The 17,423-nt window shown below is 36.0% G+C and carries 14 protein-coding genes; 11 read left to right on the top strand and 3 right to left on the bottom strand.

Annotation, left to right across the window (positions count from 1 at the left end):
- Positions 1-496: 496 nt before the first annotated feature.
- The 9 genes from rpiA (at position 497) to HHT355_RS07830 (ending at position 12,104) form a co-directional block, all read left to right on the top strand.
- Positions 497-1,162, top strand: coding sequence for a ribose-5-phosphate isomerase RpiA (rpiA, locus tag HHT355_RS07870; RefSeq protein ID WP_103202888.1), 666 nt, complete (start codon positions 497-499; stop codon positions 1,160-1,162).
- A 533-nt stretch (positions 1,163-1,695) separates the two neighbouring features.
- Positions 1,696-2,253, top strand: a complete 558-nt coding sequence (locus HHT355_RS07865) for a GNAT family N-acetyltransferase (RefSeq protein WP_103202887.1) — start codon at positions 1,696-1,698, stop codon at positions 2,251-2,253.
- A gap of 36 nt (positions 2,254-2,289) precedes the next feature.
- The gene (locus HHT355_RS07860; RefSeq protein WP_103202886.1) at positions 2,290-3,012 is read left to right on the top strand and encodes a phosphotransferase; all 723 of its coding nucleotides are present in this window, start codon (positions 2,290-2,292) and stop codon (positions 3,010-3,012) included.
- A gap of 347 nt (positions 3,013-3,359) precedes the next feature.
- Complete coding sequence (locus HHT355_RS07855) at positions 3,360-4,196, top strand: deoxyribonuclease IV (RefSeq protein ID WP_103202885.1); 837 nt, start codon at positions 3,360-3,362, stop codon at positions 4,194-4,196.
- Positions 4,197-4,289: 93 nt separating this feature from the next.
- On the top strand, positions 4,290-5,573 hold the full coding sequence (locus HHT355_RS07850; RefSeq protein ID WP_103202884.1) for a glycoside hydrolase family 1 protein: 1,284 nt from the start codon (positions 4,290-4,292) through the stop codon (positions 5,571-5,573).
- Between the two features lie 442 nt (positions 5,574-6,015).
- The gene (locus HHT355_RS07845; protein WP_103202883.1) at positions 6,016-8,385 is read left to right on the top strand and encodes an alpha-galactosidase; all 2,370 of its coding nucleotides are present in this window, start codon (positions 6,016-6,018) and stop codon (positions 8,383-8,385) included.
- Between the two features lie 48 nt (positions 8,386-8,433).
- Positions 8,434-9,801: a glycoside-pentoside-hexuronide (GPH):cation symporter gene (locus HHT355_RS07840; RefSeq protein ID WP_103202882.1), complete on the top strand. Its 1,368-nt coding sequence runs from the start codon at positions 8,434-8,436 to the stop codon at positions 9,799-9,801.
- A gap of 347 nt (positions 9,802-10,148) precedes the next feature.
- Entirely contained in the window at positions 10,149-10,613 is a 465-nt protein-coding gene (locus tag HHT355_RS07835; protein WP_103202881.1) for a hypothetical protein, read from the top strand.
- 393 nt (positions 10,614-11,006) lie between these two features.
- On the top strand, positions 11,007-12,104 hold the full coding sequence (locus HHT355_RS07830) for a glycoside hydrolase family 11 protein (RefSeq protein ID WP_103202880.1): 1,098 nt from the start codon (positions 11,007-11,009) through the stop codon (positions 12,102-12,104).
- A gap of 122 nt (positions 12,105-12,226) precedes the next feature.
- Here HHT355_RS07830 and HHT355_RS07825 read toward each other — a convergent pair whose 3' ends face one another.
- Together HHT355_RS07825 and HHT355_RS07820 are read right to left on the bottom strand one after the other, a co-directional pair.
- Positions 12,227-12,772 carry a glutathione peroxidase gene (locus HHT355_RS07825; protein WP_103202879.1) on the bottom strand — a complete coding sequence of 182 codons (546 nt, stop codon included), beginning with the start codon at positions 12,770-12,772 and terminating at the stop codon, positions 12,227-12,229.
- Positions 12,773-12,978: 206 nt separating this feature from the next.
- Positions 12,979-14,256: a hemolysin family protein gene (locus HHT355_RS07820; protein ID WP_103202878.1), complete on the bottom strand. Its 1,278-nt coding sequence runs from the start codon at positions 14,254-14,256 to the stop codon at positions 12,979-12,981.
- A gap of 233 nt (positions 14,257-14,489) precedes the next feature.
- Between HHT355_RS07820 and HHT355_RS07815 the strand changes: the two genes are divergently transcribed.
- Positions 14,490-15,107 (top strand): zinc dependent phospholipase C family protein, encoded by a 618-nt coding sequence (locus tag HHT355_RS07815; RefSeq protein WP_103202877.1) that lies wholly within the window; start codon positions 14,490-14,492, stop codon positions 15,105-15,107.
- A gap of 193 nt (positions 15,108-15,300) precedes the next feature.
- Here HHT355_RS07815 and HHT355_RS07810 read toward each other — a convergent pair whose 3' ends face one another.
- Positions 15,301-15,837: a flavin reductase gene (locus HHT355_RS07810; protein ID WP_103202876.1), complete on the bottom strand. Its 537-nt coding sequence runs from the start codon at positions 15,835-15,837 to the stop codon at positions 15,301-15,303.
- Positions 15,838-15,990: 153 nt separating this feature from the next.
- Between HHT355_RS07810 and HHT355_RS07805 the strand changes: the two genes are divergently transcribed.
- A complete protein-coding gene (locus tag HHT355_RS07805) occupies positions 15,991-17,274 on the top strand; it encodes a glycosyl hydrolase family 18 protein (protein WP_103202875.1) in 1,284 nt (427 codons plus the stop codon).
- The last annotated feature ends 149 nt before the right edge of the window (positions 17,275-17,423 follow it).

Here is a 17,423-nt window from a genome sequence, read left to right as displayed (position 1 = left end):
TTTCTTTTAAGATAGCAGGCACTGAGTAATCACTGATGTAAAAGAATTAATAAAAAAATACGTTTCTTCATATTATCCCCCTTATTAAATTAATATTATTAAATTAAATATTATCTAATAAAGAGTAACAGCCCTTTATGAGCTATATATTTGGTAATTTTTTTAATTTTAACATAAAACCAATTAATAAAGAATATAGTTTCTGTATTTTGTTCGACATAATATTTATATTTATTACATTTTCAGCTATATTTATATTACGGATACCGTGTATAATTATATATGCATTATATTAAAAGAACATTAAAAAAAGTTTAAAATACCAAAATATAAAGTGTATTATAGAATGGTAAAAATGATTCATAAATATACTTATTTTCTTTTCGTAGGATAAAATTTTATATAAAGTTCATAATGAATAAATAATCATTTCCAAATTACAAAATGGTTAGTATCTGATGATAATTGTGCTTTGTATTAATGAGGAGGTACTTTTATGAATGCAAAAAAAATTGCTGCCGAAAGGGCGGTTGATTATATTAAGGACGGGATGATTGTAGGTCTGGGTACAGGCTCAACGGCTTATTGGGCAATAGAAAAAATAGGTGCCAAAGTACGCGAAGGATTAAATATAAAAGCTGTTGCAACGTCACTTCGGTCTGAGGAGCAGGCTAGAAAGCTTGGCATTAAACTTATTCCTTTTTCTGAAATAGATAAAATAGATATTACAATTGACGGAGCAGATGAGGTGGATCAAGACCTTAACTTAATAAAGGGTGGTGGTGGAGCGTTACTTCGGGAAAAAATAGTAGCAGCCGCAAGCAGGCAATTAATTATTGTTGTTGATGAGAGCAAAATGGTTGACAAATTGGGAGCATTTCCTTTACCGGTTGAAATGGTGAAATTTGGCTATGAAATAACGGTAAGAAAACTGCAAAGTCTTGGATGCGAACCTGTTTTAAGAAAAGTTGACAATGATACCTATATAACTGATAACGGAAATTTCATAGTGGATTGTCATTTTAAAAGAATTGATAATCCATCAGAACTTCACAACAAAATTAATATGATCCCGGGGGTAGTGGATAACGGGTTATTTATAAATATGGCTGCCAAAGTTATAATCGGTTATAATAACGGTGATATAAAAGAACTTATATAAAATTGATTTAAGGTCTGATTATCATACTTTACAAAGAAAATGGGATAACCGTACAGGCAGATAAATCATTTTAAAGTTTGGCTTGCATAAGTTTGCATAAAAGGTCGGTTATAGCCTTCTGATGTATGATATATTTCAAACACAGGCAGGAAGAGCAGAAAACATGAACGGGCTGATAGAGGGCATCCAAAGTGCAATAGATTAAATACTTTATGTGGTTTGTTAGTTGATTTTTACGCCGCATCCGTCTCATAAGACTGATGCGTTTTATTTTGTTATTAGAAGGCCACGTATATCGGAAATATTATGATTCGGGGTAATACCGCATATTTTTAGACATATATGTTAATCCTTAAAATTTAAAACAATGCCATGCCGATAAAAAAGATTGTATGAGCTATAAATTTTTATGTATAATAATGGATTATTTTGGTTGAAATAAATATTTTAAAGTAATAGAATTATAATAACATTTTAATATCGTTCTTAGTTGCTCAATATTAAAAAAAGGATAACATTACGGAGTGAGAAAAATGGTGAGTAAATTGCTTAGAGAAGTAACTTTAAAAACCGGTGAAAAGTTAATACTTAGAACACCGGTTGAGAATGATGCCGAAGCCTTGATAGAATACTGCAATCAGGTTGGAGGAGAAAGCGATAATCTTTTATACGGTAAAAATGAATTTCATATGACGGTTGAACAGGAAAGAGAGTTTATAAAAAAACAGTATAACAACCCGAACTCCCTAATGGTTGTAGGATTTATAAATAATTCTGTGGCAAGTATTGCCCAAATTAGTTGCCTTCCCAGGAAAAGAATTGCCCATAACTGTGAGATTGCCATTTCCGTAAAAAAAGAACATTGGAATAAGGGAGTCGGCAGTGCCGTAATGGAAGAGTTAATCCGTTTTGCCAAAAACCATGAAACTATCAGAAATGTTCATCTGGGGGTTAAGGCAGGCAACAGCAAAGCGATAAGCCTGTATGAAAAGTTTGGATTTGTAAAAGTAGGTGTTCATAAAGATTATATTAATGTAAACGGCGTATACGATGACCTGATTTTAATGGAATTGAATCTGAATAAATATTAAGTTACTGAAGAACGATTATTAGAGTGAGGTAACCATATGAGCCTTGGAAGTTTAATCGGTAAAGGAAATACGGCTGACGTATTTGAATGGGAAGATGATAAGGTACTTAAACTGTTTCATCAGGGATATCCCAAAGATGCAATAGAAAAGGAATATAACAATGCGATAGCCGTAAGAAGTATGAATTTCATGAAACCCAAGGTATATGACATGATACCTTTTGAAAAAAGATGGGGTATCATTTATGAAAAAACTTTGGGTGAAACTATGCTTGATTGTCTTATAAGAACCGGTGATATAGAAAAATGCGCCTTTTATATGGCCGATTTACATAAGCAAATTTTAAGCAATAAAACCGATAAAGTGCCTTATTATAAAGATTTTTTAAAAAATCATATACCAGGAACATTAAAGCCGGATAAGCAAAATGAGTTACTGCAAAGGATTGAGGGGTTGGAAGACGGGTGTGCCCTTTGTCACGGAGATTTTCATCCCGGTAATATCTTGATATCGGGCGGGAATACATATGTCATAGACTATATGAATATATGTAACGGCCCTTGTCTTTACGATATAGCAAGAACAGTTTTCCTGGTTGAGTATTCAGAAATTCCGGATGATTTTAATAACAAAGAGCAGCTTATACAGCTTAGAAAAGAACTGGCAGATTTATACCTGTCTGGAATGAATATTACCAGGGATATGATACAGGATTATTTAGAGATAATCGGTGAAGTAAGAAAAGGTGAATGTGGATAAAGTATAGTGTTTAATCGATATAGTTTCAAATATTATATATTGGTTTAAACATATGACAGTAAAAGTGACAATAGTGAGTCTTATGTTTGCATAAAACATAGGACTATTTTTATTTGTATTAAAGAAATGCAAAATGATGGTGCCGTATGGACAGTTCTTTACTTGAGATTTTACTCTATTAGGTAATTGCTTTATATGGTTTTAAATTTATCGGTTTAAAAATCAGACCTTACAGAATAATGTAGTAAAAATCCTTATAATCTGCTAAAATATTAATAAATTATAAATTTTTTTATCTTTTTTTACGATCTGGCAAATTGAAAGAAAATAGCATAAGGAGCAGGCTGATGACTGAACTTAAAATTGGATGCCATCTTTCTATTTCAAAAGGATTTGAGGCTGCGGGAAAAGATGCGCTTAAAATAGATGCAAATACTTTTCAATATTTTACCCGAAATCCCAGAGGCGGCAAGGCAAAAAAGACAGATGAAGAGGATATCAAAAGATTTCTTAAGTTGGCAAAAGAACAAAATCTTACAGCAATAATAGCCCATGCCCCTTATACATTAAATCCTTGTTCGACAAGTGAAAGTACCCGTGAATTTGCAAGAATGGTTATGAAAGATGACTTAATCAGGACGGAATATATTCCGAACAGCTTTTATAATTTTCATCCCGGAAGTCATATGGGGCAGGGAGTAGAGGTGGGAATTAAACTTATATCCGATTTGCTTAACGAACTTTTATATGAGGAAATGACGACCACGGTTTTATTGGAAACCATGGCAGGAAAAGGGTCTGAGATAGGAAAAAGCTTTGAAGAATTGGCACAAATTATAGATAAGGTCAAGTTGCAGGATAAAGTAGGGGTTTGCCTGGATACCTGCCATGTGTATGATGCGGGGTATGATATTGTTAATGATCTTGAGGGAGTGCTGGATGAATTTGAAAAAATAATAGGGCTTAATAAGCTGTATGCAGTCCATTTAAATGACAGTAAGAATGAGTTTGGCAGCGGCAAGGACCGACATGAAAAACTGGGTAAAGGCACTCTTGGCTTGCAGACATTTATCAATATTATAAATCATCCGAAATTAAGGCATTTGCCTTTTATTTTGGAAACACCCAATGAACTTGACGGATATGCCGAAGAAATCAGTTTGCTGCGTAAAGCATTTAAGTAATTATAAATTAAAAGCTAATATAGCATATGGATATTAAGGATATATAAGCTGCAAACGGCGACAGATAATAGAATTAAAAGGGGGACGGAAGGTATGAGTTTTAAATTCAAAGATGGGTTATCTTTAGGTGTAGCTACAGCAGCAACACAGATTGAAGGCGGTGAATGCGGTTCCAACTGGAATGACTGGTATCACAAAGGCAGAATAAAAGATAACAGTAACCCTGCCCGTGCTACAGACCACTACAATTTATGGAAGCAGGATACCGATTTAATGGCGGAAATGAAAATAATGTATTACCGTATGGGAATTGAGTGGGCCAGAATCTGTCCAGAAGAGGGGAAAGTTAACGAGGAGGCATTAAACCATTACCGGGATGAACTTAAATATCTCAAAGAGAAAGGAATTTCGGTACTGCTTACGATTCACCACTTCAGTAATCCCATGTGGTTTGAAAATAAGGGCGGATTTACAAAGAAGGAAAACTTAAAATATTTTTTGGATTTTGTTAAGCTGACTGTGGAATCTTTTGGGGATCTTGTATCTGAGTATATAACTATCAACGAACCTAATGTATACGCGACAATATCTTATTTTTACGGGGACTGGCCTCCGGGAGAAAAATCTATGAGCCAGGCCATAAATGTAATGTCGAATATGGCCGTATGCCATATCAAAGCATATGAACTGATTCACAAAATAAGAAAAGAGATGGGATTTGACGATACAAAAGTAGGTTTTGCCCATCATGTCCGGGTATTCGATCCGAAAAATCCCAATAACCCCTGGCACCTTTTATGTGCTAAACTTATGGACAGGTTTTTCCAGGGAGCCCTTACATATGCCATGCTGACCGGTAATTTTAAATGGCCTTTAAAGAAAGACAAGGATATAACTCAGGGAGAATATATAGATTTTATTGGTGTGAATTATTATACCAGGACAACGGTTTCCGGTTTTGGCGACGGAACTAAACAGGATGCCCCGAAAAACGATTTGGGATGGGAGATTTATCCTGAAGGACTGATACGATGCTGCAAAGAGTTATATGGGATCCTTAAGCGGCCTATTTATATTACTGAGAACGGGACCTGTGACAACAATGATGCCTTCCGATGTAAGTTTATTTATGACCATTTGAAAGTTATCACCGAATCAGATTTACCGATAACAAGATATTATCATTGGTGTTTCTGCGACAACTTCGAATGGATAGAAGGGGAAAGTGCCCGGTTCGGCCTGGTATATGTTGATTATAATACACAGGAGAGGACGATAAAAAATTCAGGAAAATTTTATACCCGGATGATTGAGGAAAACGGGGTAACTGACGAATTATACAGGCAGTATGTTGAGCCTGCAAAGTATCATTATTAACTTAAAGGTAATTGTGGGAATATGGCAGATGAGGTAACATAACCGGAAAAAGTTGTTTTGCTATTGCATAACCGATTGAATGCAGAGCTAATTCGGGTATAATTAGTTACATTTTAAAATTTAATAGATTACGGTTAATGGTTTAATAGTAAGACGGAATATATCAATTATTAATAATGTATATACTTATATATTATTAATAATGTATATACTTACTTATATATTTACCTCAAATATGCATTGCAAAGTATATATAATCATTTATAAAATTACTTTTATAAAGATACGAATCTTAACAATATATTACATTAATCATTTATCATAATATAATCATTTCAGCTCTATAAGAGAAATTACCATTTAAAATGTATCGGATTAGTGAAGAATTAAATTTTCATAAATTCAGATTTCAAGAATAATTTAAAAGAAAAGGGGAAGAAAATTGATTACGGTACATAAGACAAGTTTTCGCCTTGATACAGAAAACACAACTTATTGGTTTCGTAAAACCACATACGGACATCTTGAGCATATTTATTACGGAAATTTGCTTAGTAAAGATGACGTGGCTGACAGCCTGGCCCAAAAACGGACAGCTCCGATAGGCACCAGTGTCTTATATGACAGGAATAATTACTTATATAGCCTTGATTCCACATGCCTGGAATGGTCCGACAACGGACGGGGGGATTACAGGCAAAGCCCGACTGAATTTGTAATGCCTGACGGCAGTTTTGTTACAGATTTTACTTACTATAGTCATGAGATTATAGAAAGCAGTGTAGGTATGGATACCTTGCCCGGTGCTTACGGTGCGGATCAGACTTTAAAAATTACACTAAAGGATAAAGCCTTTCCGGTTTTTATTGATTTATATTATTCCGTATTTGAAAAAGCGGATGTCATAACAAGAAGGGCCGTTGTAAGAAACGAAGCAGACGGACCTGTAATTATGAGGCGTATAATGAGTATGCTTCTTGATATGCCGGATGAAAACTTTTATATGTATACCCTTGATGGAGGATGGATTAAGGAAGCCCATTTACATAAGCGGCAGGTTACATACGGGACTATTTCAAATTCGTCAATAACGGGAGCCAGCAGTAACCGCCATAATCCGGCTTTTATGCTTGCCGAAGCGGATGCCGGTGAAGATTACGGAAATGTGTATGGCTTTAACATAATATACAGCGGCAACCATTACAGCATAGTACAGAAGAACGAACGGGACTATGTCCGTATAAGCATGGGTATAAATCCTCATTGCTTTGAATGGAAACTTAAAAAAGGAGAAAAGTTTGAAACACCTGAATGTGTCTTAACTTTCAGCAGCCACGGCTTTAACGGAATGAGCCATCATATGCATGACTTTGTAAATGATCATATTGTACGGGGAAATTATAAGCGCAAGGAAAGGCCTGTGCTGCTTAACAACTGGGAAGCCCACTTTTTTGATTTTAATGAGGATAAATTACTTAAGCTTGCCAAAGAGGCCAAAAAGCTGGGGGTTGAGTTATTTGTCCTGGACGACGGATGGTTCGGGGAAAGAAACAATGATAAAGCCGGACTTGGAGACTATAATGTTAACACAAAGAAACTTCCGAACGGTATAAAAGGCTTTGCCGATAAAATAAGAAAGCTCGGCATGGATTTCGGTTTGTGGTTTGAGCCGGAAATGGTGAACGAAGACAGTGAGCTTTACAGGAAGCATCCTGAGTATGCAGTAAAATTGCCGGGTCGGGATCCTGCTTTAGGCAGAAACCAACTGGTGCTTGATCTGTGCAAAAAAGAAGTCAGAGACTATATTGTAGAGCAGGTATCGGCCATTTTGGATGAAGCGGATATAAAGTATGTAAAATGGGACATGAACCGGCATATAGCCGAAAACTTTTCAAGTGCTTTGCAAAATCAGGGGGAATTCTATCACCGCTATATAATGGGATTATATGAAGTGCTAAACCGTATCTTTGGCCCAAGGCCTCACATTTTGCTTGAGAGCTGCTCAAGCGGAGGTAACCGTTTCGACCTGGGAATACTCTGCTACAGCCCGCAGATTTGGAGTTCGGATGATACCGACCCCATTGAAAGGCTGAAAATCCAGACAGGCTTATCATACTTTTATCCCTTGTCGGTTATGGGAGCTCATGTATCGCAGGCGCCTCATCAGCAAACTTTAAGAGTTACCCCTATATCCACCCGTTTTAATGCGGCTTGTTTTGGCTGCCTTGGATATGAGCTTGATCTAAAGTACCTGACACCGGAAGAAAAGAAGGATGTTGCCGAACAGATTGAATTTTATAAAAAGTATAGGAAGGTATTCCAATACGGAAAGTTCTACAGAGTAAAATCTTATAAAGCCAATAAGGTTATCTGGGAAGTAGTGAGTACTGACGGCAAAACCGCATTGACAGGCTTCTTTCAGACTTTGGCAAATGCGGCAGAAGGCAGCGACAGACTAAGAGTAATCGGGTTAAAGGACGGCATATACACCGTAAGAACCAGGCCGCAGCGGCTTTATATCAAGCGTTTCGGAGGGCTGGTAAAACATATAATGCCTGTGGAACTTAATCCGGACGGTTTTGTACTTCGTATGGCAAACCGCCATTACAGCATGAAAGACTGTGTAGAGGAATATAAATGTTCTTCTGAGGCTTTAAAAGCCGGAATACCTTTAAATGATCAGTTTATAGGCACTGGCTATAATGAAAAAGTGAGAATGCTTGGGGATTTCGGATCAAATATTTATATTACGGAGACTTATAACGGAAGTGATAATATTACCGAAACAGACAATAAAACAACTGGGGCCTAAAATTTAACAAAAGATAAAGGTAAAAGTATTTTCGGATGGAGGTATTTTATGAACTTTAAGGAAAAAAGAAACTTAAACCGCTATACATTCGGACTGGGTACAGTAGGACGGGATATGCAATATTCTTTGGTTAGCATGTATCTTATGGTTTATCTTACGGAAATCCTCAATTTGCCCGATTCTACCATGTGGTGGATGACCGGGGCATTGACAATACTAAGAGTTTTTGATGCGGTTAACGATCCGATAATGGGGGTTCTTGTTGACAACACAAAAAGCAAATACGGCAAGTTTAAACCGTGGATTGTTATAGGAGGTATTATCGGAGGAATACTTACAATCTTGCTCTTTTTTGACTTTGGCTTAAGGGGAACCGGTTATGTAGCATTGTTTGTAGTCCTTTATCTATTATGGGATTTTACATATGGGGCAAACGATATAGCCTATTGGTCCATGCTGCCGTCCCTTACACTCGACCAAAAAGAGAGGGAGAAAACCGGCTCTTTTGCCAGAATATGTGCAAATATAGGGCTTTTTACGGTTGTAGTAGGCATATTGCCGGTAACTAAGGCATTGGGAGGAGATACCAGGGCATGGCTTATTACCGCTATTGCAATTGTTTTAATAATGTTGGCGTTTTTATGCTTTACCGTATTTGGGGTAAGGGAAGATAAAAGCATACAGGTAAAGCAGGAATCTACATCATTAAAGGAAATGTTTTATGTTTTATTTAAGAACGACCAGCTCTTATATACTGCAATAGCCATGGCTTTGTTTATGATCGGTTATACGACTACCACGTCTTTTGGTACGTATTATTTTAAGTATGCTTATAAAAACGAAAATATGTACTCAATATTTGCTGCTATTCTTGGAGTAACCCAGTTAGTTGCACTTACTGTATTCCCTGTATTTTCAAAAAGGTATACCCGTAAGACACTTTATGCTTTTTCTACCGTCCTTGTTGTCTTAGGTTATATAATTTTCTTCTTTGCGCCTATGGAAATGCTTTATATCGGTACGGCGGGTATCTTACTGTTTTTCGGTCAGGCATTTATTCAGCTTTTGATGCTGATGTTTTTGGCTGATACGGTTGAATACGGGCAGTGGAAGCTGGGAAACCGTAACGAAAGCATTACATTTTCTGTTCAGCCCTTTATCAATAAAATTGGGGGTGCAATAGCAAACGGTATTTTAGGGGTGACATTAATCCTTTCCGGTATAAATGCTGCAGAAACTCCCGAAGACGTTACCGAATCAGGCCTGCTTATGATGAAAATAGCTATGATGATTTTGCCTCTTATATTTATTGTGATAGGATATATTATTTACAGCAAGAAATTCAAGATTAACAAGGAGTTGTTTGACAAAATTATTGCCGACCTTACTGAACGTGGAGATATTAGCAAGCAGTAAAACTTATGGAAGGACGTATTGGGGTTATATGGCATAATACATACGACGGAGCTTATTATGCAACTTCTTACAAAGATTTACCGTCTAATTGTTAGAAATATTTCCATAAATATCAGAGGGAAGAATATTCGGGCAGTAATTATTTGAAGGAATACAATAGATAATTTTGGGATGTCCGTGGAGATTATAAACTTCCGGGTGTCGGGAAAAAGAAATATGAAAGCCGGACAGAAACTCTGGTAAGTGAAGTAAAGGAGTTGAGTTTTTTATAGTTTATAGGTTAATCTTAATTTTTCATAATTAAGCTTAAATATCCTGTAATATATAACGTGGACGGGGAGGAAGCTATGAAAAAACTATATGTCAAAATTATAGCTTTATTAGTAGCTTTATCTGCGGTTTTTCTGTTGCCGGGGTGCAATAAGAAAACTGATAATGAAGATAATGATGTTGTATTTGACATCAATGATTTTGAAATTGCCATGAAGGATAAGGGATATAATTTTGAAGTAAAAGATGCCGATAAGTTTCTTTTTCCTGCAACAAGAAAAATTATCGAAATCAATGAAGAAGCAATAAATATTTATATATTTGACAGTGAAGAAGAAATGGAAAAAGAGGCCGGATATATTGATGAAGGAGGTGCTTCATACAATAACGGGCGTAAGGCAACACATATAAGCTGGATTTCATATCCTCACTTTTATAAAAAAGGCCGCATAATTGTTCAGTATGTAGGTGAAAATACCGATATCATTAATGATCTTGAGGAAATTATGGGTGAACAGTTTGCGGGCTATAAATTGAAATAAAGCTATATAAAAAGAAGAGTTGTCCGACTTAGTTATAAAATGATTCTGTTGTATATATATTCTTAACAATATATACAAATGTGCAAAATGCCTATTTATATAGGGTTTAAAATTATAAGATATGTAAGATAATAATAATTTGTCTTACATATCTTTATTTATATTATATGAAAATTATACAATAAAATGTAAATAATGTCTAAAAACATATTGCAAAAACAGGAAAAATATGGTATATATAAAATGTAAATATTTACCGCGTCCTTTTACTGAGAATATTGGATGTTACAGATTTTTAATGCTATGTTTCCGCTTAGTAAAAAGGTGCGTAGTGTCGTATCTGCTTTACCGGTAAAGTGGTGTATAGGTTTGGGTCTGAAAGGAGGAAAAATAATGAGAAAGAGAAAAGTGAAATTGTTCCTGTCATTAATGCTGACCATGATTTTGCTCATGCCTGCTATGAGTGTACAAGCTGCCCAGACAATTTACAACAATGAAACCGGAATTCATGACGGATATCACTACGAACTTTGGAAAGACTACGGAAACACTTCTATGACCCTTAATAGCGGCGGTACGTTCAGCTGTCAGTGGAGCAATATCGGAAATGCCTTGTTCCGAAAGGGCAGAAAGTTTGATGAGACGCAGACACATCAGCAGATAGGAAATATCACAGTAACTTATGGATGTGATTATCAGCCTAACGGTAATTCTTATCTTTGTGTATATGGTTGGACAGTTGATCCTTTGGTAGAATACTATATAGTTGACAGTTGGGGAAATTGGCGTCCTCCCGGAGCCAGCTCAAAGGGTACAATCACAGTTGACGGTGGAACATATGATATATATGAAACTACAAGATATAATCAGCCTTCCATAAGAGGTACCCAGACTTTCCAACAGTACTGGAGTGTACGTACTTCCAAGCGTACCAGCGGTACAATCTCCGTTACACAGCATTTTAATGCATGGGAAAACAGGGGAATGCGCCTTGGTAAGATGTATGAAGTGGCCCTTACGGTAGAAGGATATCAATCCAGCGGAAGTGCCAACGTTTACAGTCATACTCTGACAATCGGTGGCAGCGGTACGAATCCTAATCCTACGCCTACTCCTAATCCGGGCGGAAATCCTACAAGAATAGAATGCGAAAACATGACCATAAGCGGACCGTATGCCGGAGTAATAAATTATCCGTTTAACGGAGTTGCCCTTTATGCAAATAACGACAAAGTTTCTTTCAATCAGTATTTTGCCTCCGGAACCCATAACTTTTCACTGCGCGGATGCTCGAATAATTCCAATATGGCCAGGGTTGACTTATATATCGGAGGACAATATAAGGGAACCTTCTATTATGGCGGAAGTTATCCGGCAGTATATACGATAAATAATGTAAGCCATGGTACAGGAAATCAGACGGTAGAGTTAATATTAACAGCTGACAACGGCACGTGGGATGCTTACATAGATTATCTGGAAATCAATTAATGGGGGTTATTAATATATTAAAAGGGGCTGTCAATAAAGACAGCCCCTTTATTCTGCTTATATTACTCAATAATTTTTAATATGATCTTCTATAAGGGGCAAATTTTTATGCCACAAGTCAGTTACAGCAATTCCTTTATTTTCTCTTCAATAACCTTAATATCCGTCGTCGGCTCAAAGCGTTCAACGACATTTCCGTTTCTGTCTATCAAAAATTTAGTAAAGTTCCATTTAATATCCGGATTGTTCTTATAGTCCGGATCATCTTTGGAAAGGATCTCATCCAGTTTGGAAGCGAGCGGATGACTTTCATCAAATCCTGAAAATCCTTTTTCCTTTTTCAAATATTTATAGAGTGGATGAGCATTTTCTCCGTTTACTTCTATTTTAGCATGGATAGGATAGGAAACACCAAAGTTCAGCTTGCAAAATTCCTGAATTTCTTCAACGGATTCCGGAGCTTGGTTTTTAAACTGGTTACATGGGAAGTCGAGAATAATAAAACCCTGATCGGAATACTTTTCATATAATTTTTGAAGCTCTGAATATTGGGGGGTAAAGCCACAACGGGTTGCCGAGTTTACAATAAGCATTACTTTTCCTTTATATTGGCCTAAATTAACTTCATTGCCGTTATTATCAATAACATTGAAATCGTATATATTCATTAGTTACCTCCTTAAACAAACGGTAGATATTTGACATCTAAAATAATTTGATACAACTTAATTGTAATAAATACATTGTAAAAAGTCAACTTAAATTTTTATATTTTTATAATAGTATTAATAGATTATAAGCCTATTATGAGAAAATAAAATAAAGCAGGAATACTATTATAAGTATGCCTGCTTTTTTTCTGTCGAGTATTAAATTATTCTTTAGAACCTAAATTATTATCTTTATTAATCTGAATATGAACCTTGTCTATTCTGTTTTTGTCTACAGCAGCGACTGTATATGTCACATTATTATCGATTACTGTCTCGCCTTCTTCGGGCAAATGATCCAGCAGAAATATGATATGCCCTGCGATTGAATCGTAGTCATCCGATTCAATATTAAGTCCTAGGGCTTCATTAATTTCATCCAGTTTTGTATTGCCGTCTACGATATATTCATTATCTGATATGGATTTTATGCAGTCTTCTTCGTCAAAGTCGTATTCGTCCCTGATTTCACCTACAATTTCTTCAAGTAAGTCCTCAATGGTTACCAAACCTGCAGTAGCCCCATATTCATCCAGGACTATCGATAAAGCGATAGATTCTCTTCTCATTTCAATTAACAGCTCTGAGGTTTTTTTAAATTCGTAGGTAAAATAGGGCTCTCTCATTATATCCAATATATTAAAATCTTCTTTACTTCCGTTATAAAAGAAAAGATCTTTCAAGTTAACTATACCAATAACATTATCCCTAGACTCCGAATATACAGGTAATCTGGTATATTTATCGGCAGCAAAGGCTTCGACAAGTTCATCATAGGAAAGATCGGCACTGGCAAAAGCCATATCAATTCTGGGAACCATTACATCCTTAACCAATGAATCTTTGAAATCTACCACATTGGCTATCATTTTACGTTCTTCGCTTTCCAGGCCACCGTCTTCATCTCCGGCTTCTAATATGGTTCTAAGTTCATCATCCGGTAATGAATCTGTTTTTTCATTATATTCAATTTTAAATAGCTTCAAAATTCCGCCGCAAATTTTTTGAATTATAAATACCAGAGGAGTAAGAAGTTTAGTTAACAATAAAACCGACCCGGCAACACCCAGTACAAATTTTTCGGCCCTTATACATGACAGTGATTTTTGGGTGACGTCGACAAATAAAAGAATAATCAGAATTAAAATACCTGTAGCAATTCCTACCCATTTTCCGTCTGCAATATTATTGATTGTTGAAACTGTAAGAGCTGCTGCCGAAATATTGGCTGTATAAATGCAAATTAATAAGGCGGTATGAAGCTTGCCAGGTTTTTCAAGAAGAGTTAAAGCATATTTGGCTCCCCTTTCATCATCATCTGCAAGGCTTCTTAGCCGAAGCCTATTAACTTCATTAAATGCCGATTGAATACCTGAGAAAAATGCAGATAGCAGTATAAGTATTAATAAAATAACCGCTCGAGCGGCTTCACCCGAATCCAATAAATCATCTCCTAATTTCCTAAATATAGTTATTATTATGATTTATCATCTTACAGGACTATCCATAAAAAGTCAATACAGTAGGGATTATTTTATGAAAAGCTATTATTATTATAATAAAATTTTGCTATTTTAATTATAATTAATCCTATTGTGATAGTATCCTAAATAGTGTAATATCGACAATGTAGATTTTTATAGACTGCTAATTATACTTAGATTTGAGGTTTCAGATGAGAAAGAAGTCACATATATCACTGGCTAAATTTTTGATTGACAATATTAAGGAACACAAACTGATTAAGCATAAAAAGGCTTTTTATATAGGAAGCATCTTGCCGGATTTAAAGCCCTCATTTTTAACAAGACGACATACTATTGAAGAAACATTTGACATACTTATAAAGGAAATAAAAAAAATAACTGTTGATTATGACGTAAGTAAAGGTATTGGCAGTTATTTTGCCAGACATCTTGGAATAATAACCCATTATTTGGCAGACTATTGTACGCTTCCTCACAATTCGGAATATACCGGATCCATGGCTGACCATGTGTATTATGAAAAGGAGATGAAATACCGGCTCAGGGAATTCATAGAAGTGGAAGGTATACATTCGCTGGCAATTCAAGGACAGAAGCTTTATACATATGATGAGATTATAAAATATATTATTAATACCCATAGGGAATATTTGTCGGGGCTTAAAGCTGTAAAACAGGATATTAAATATATAATAGAGCTGTGCAGCAAGGTGGTAGATGCTATCCTTACATTTATAAAAATGGCCATTGACTCAATCGAAAACGGCCATAATCATAGATTACAGCTTCATAATGCAATGGAATAGCATCAATGAATAGAGACATTGTTGCAAGTAAAGTATACTGTAAGATGAAAGAAAGATTAAGGAAAAACTGAATATAATGATAAACTGCATATAATGATAAACACACATAGAATATCATGTCAGATATACAATACTATGTGTGTTTATTTTTATGCATTTAATTAAGTGTTAAAACTATAAAACAAATATAGCTTTATATGCTATAATCTGTATCCTGATTATGGTAGATTCGAAGTATTTTGGTGACTTCAGCAATATATAAAGTATGATAATCTCTGTTAGGATACCAGGTATTTATAAGTTTTTCGTCCAGCAAATTTTCTATATTAAGAGGTTGTCGGAATAATTTTTTGCAGATCAGGACATGGTTAGCTTCATCAAAATAAGGGGTACCTTCAAAATCAACTACGGTTAATCCGGATTTGGCTATTTTATCTTCATCACGACCTGATACCGTTCCCAGATAGTTAAGTACTTTTCTGTATTCCTTGTCAAAAAAGCTTAATGAAAAAGTATCTTCTTTATCTACAAACTCTTTTGTATACCTTTGCGGCCTGATAACGATAAAAGCCACATTTTTTCCATACATAACACCCAATCCGCCCCAGGAGGCTGTCATCGTATTCACCTTTTCGCTGTTACCGGCAGTCACAAGCATCCAGTCTTTACCGATTAACTGAAAAGGGTTTTTACGAAACTGATCGGCTGTAATTATTTTATACTTATTCATCTTTTCATCCTCCCATGCCATATTCTCTCAGTTATTTTTAATTATATGATACCTTCGGCTATTATGCAATGCCGGGTTATGATGTAATTAAATAACAATCGTTTATCCTTAGCATATATTAATTAATAAAGTTTAATTCATGGAGAGTTAATAATGATAATCCATGTTGTGGAGCAGGGGCAAACTTTAAGTTCGATAGCAGAGCAATACGGGGTCACTCCCGAGAGGTTGATTATAGATAATGAACTTCCTAATCCCGAAAATTTGGTTGTGGGGCAGAGCTTAATTGTCAGAATACCGACTTTGGAACATACTATTGCTCCAGGAGACACTCTTTTGTCAATTGCTCAGACTTATAACGTAACTGTTGAGGATATTCTAAGAAATAATCCGTGGGCAGCGGTTCAGGCAGTTTTAACTCCCGGGCAAACATTGGTTATAACATTTGAAGAAGAAACTAAACTCGGCAATATATTAATAAACGGTTATGCCTATCCGTTTATTAACAGGGAAGTTCACAGAAAAACCTTACCCTTCCTCACTTATCAGGCGTTATTTACTTATGGTTTCAGCCCCCAGGGTGATTTGGTTCCTATATCTGACGAAGCTTTGATCTCTGAAGGATATACTTTCGGAGTTCCTCCTATTATGATGTTAGCTCCGATGACACCTGAGATGGAGTTTAATTCTCAGATTGCCCATGATATGTTTGTTAATCCTGAAGGCCAGAACAGGTTAATAGAAAATATCATAGCCACCATGCAGGAAAAAGGGTATATTGGGCTTGATATAGATTTTGAATTTATTTTGCCTGAAGATAGGCAGTTGTTTATAGATTTTATAGCAAATGTAAAAAGCCGGCTCCAGCCGCTGGGATTTTTGACTTTAGTGGCATTGGCGCCTAAGACTTCAGGCGAAATGACAGGGCTTTTATATGAAGCTCACGATTATCCGGCTATGGGGGCAATAGCAGATCTTGTACTTTTGATGACATACGAGTGGGGGTATCTTTTCGGGCCGCCCATGGCAACGTCTCCGCTAAATAATGTCCGAAGGGTTTTAGAGTACGGTGTATCGGTAATACCCAGAGAAAAAATTCTTATGGGAGTACCAAATTATGCCTATGACTGGTCCTTGCCATTTGTAATGGGAGAAGCTATGGCGGAGGCTTTAAGCAATCAGGAAGCCATAGCCAGGGCGGCACAGTACGGCGTTACCATACAGTTTGACGAAACTGCACAGGCCCCTTTCTATTTTTATACCGATGCGCAAGGGGTAGAACACGTAGTATGGTTTGACGATGCAAGAAGCATGAATGCCAAACTTCGCCTGATTCCTGAGTTTCAGATACGGGGTGCGGGGGTTTGGCAGATTATGAATTTCTTTCCGGCTTTATGGATGCTTGCAAATGGACTGTTTAATATCGAAAGGGGATAATTTACCATAATGTATAAGGAGTAAAATAACACATGGATTAATTTAATAATGATATGATTAATGAACATATATAGTATAGGATATATATTAAGATTGATGAGTTGAAGATAAATAAGGTCTGAAAGAATATGAACACTTTCAGACCTTGT

It is taken from the genome of Herbinix hemicellulosilytica (assembly GCF_002904165.1).
GTDB lineage: Bacteria > Bacillota > Clostridia > Lachnospirales > Lachnospiraceae > Mobilitalea > Mobilitalea hemicellulosilytica.
The sequence above is the reverse complement of the archived record's forward strand: the minus strand, read 5'-3'. Positions and strand labels throughout refer to the sequence as shown.

Excerpts from the sequence above, each read along its gene's own strand:
- HHT355_RS07860 (WP_103202886.1), top strand. The coding sequence starts at position 2,290 with ATGAGCCTTGGAAGTTTAATCGGTAAAGGAAATACGGCTGACGTATTT.
- HHT355_RS07855 (WP_103202885.1), top strand. The coding sequence starts at position 3,360 with ATGACTGAACTTAAAATTGGATGCCATCTTTCTATTTCAAAAGGATTT.
- HHT355_RS07840 (WP_103202882.1), top strand. The coding sequence starts at position 8,434 with ATGAACTTTAAGGAAAAAAGAAACTTAAACCGCTATACATTCGGACTG.
- HHT355_RS07825 (WP_103202879.1), bottom strand. The coding sequence starts at position 12,772 with ATGAATATATACGATTTCAATGTTATTGATAATAACGGCAATGAAGTT.
- HHT355_RS07830 (WP_103202880.1), top strand. The coding sequence starts at position 11,007 with ATGAGAAAGAGAAAAGTGAAATTGTTCCTGTCATTAATGCTGACCATG.
- rpiA (WP_103202888.1), top strand. The coding sequence starts at position 497 with ATGAATGCAAAAAAAATTGCTGCCGAAAGGGCGGTTGATTATATTAAG.
- HHT355_RS07810 (WP_103202876.1), bottom strand. The coding sequence starts at position 15,837 with ATGAATAAGTATAAAATAATTACAGCCGATCAGTTTCGTAAAAACCCT.
- HHT355_RS07865 (WP_103202887.1), top strand. The coding sequence starts at position 1,696 with ATGGTGAGTAAATTGCTTAGAGAAGTAACTTTAAAAACCGGTGAAAAG.
- HHT355_RS07850 (WP_103202884.1), top strand. The coding sequence starts at position 4,290 with ATGAGTTTTAAATTCAAAGATGGGTTATCTTTAGGTGTAGCTACAGCA.
- HHT355_RS07805 (WP_103202875.1), top strand. The coding sequence starts at position 15,991 with ATGATAATCCATGTTGTGGAGCAGGGGCAAACTTTAAGTTCGATAGCA.
- HHT355_RS07815 (WP_103202877.1), top strand. The coding sequence starts at position 14,490 with ATGAGAAAGAAGTCACATATATCACTGGCTAAATTTTTGATTGACAAT.
- HHT355_RS07835 (WP_103202881.1), top strand. The coding sequence starts at position 10,149 with ATGAAAAAACTATATGTCAAAATTATAGCTTTATTAGTAGCTTTATCT.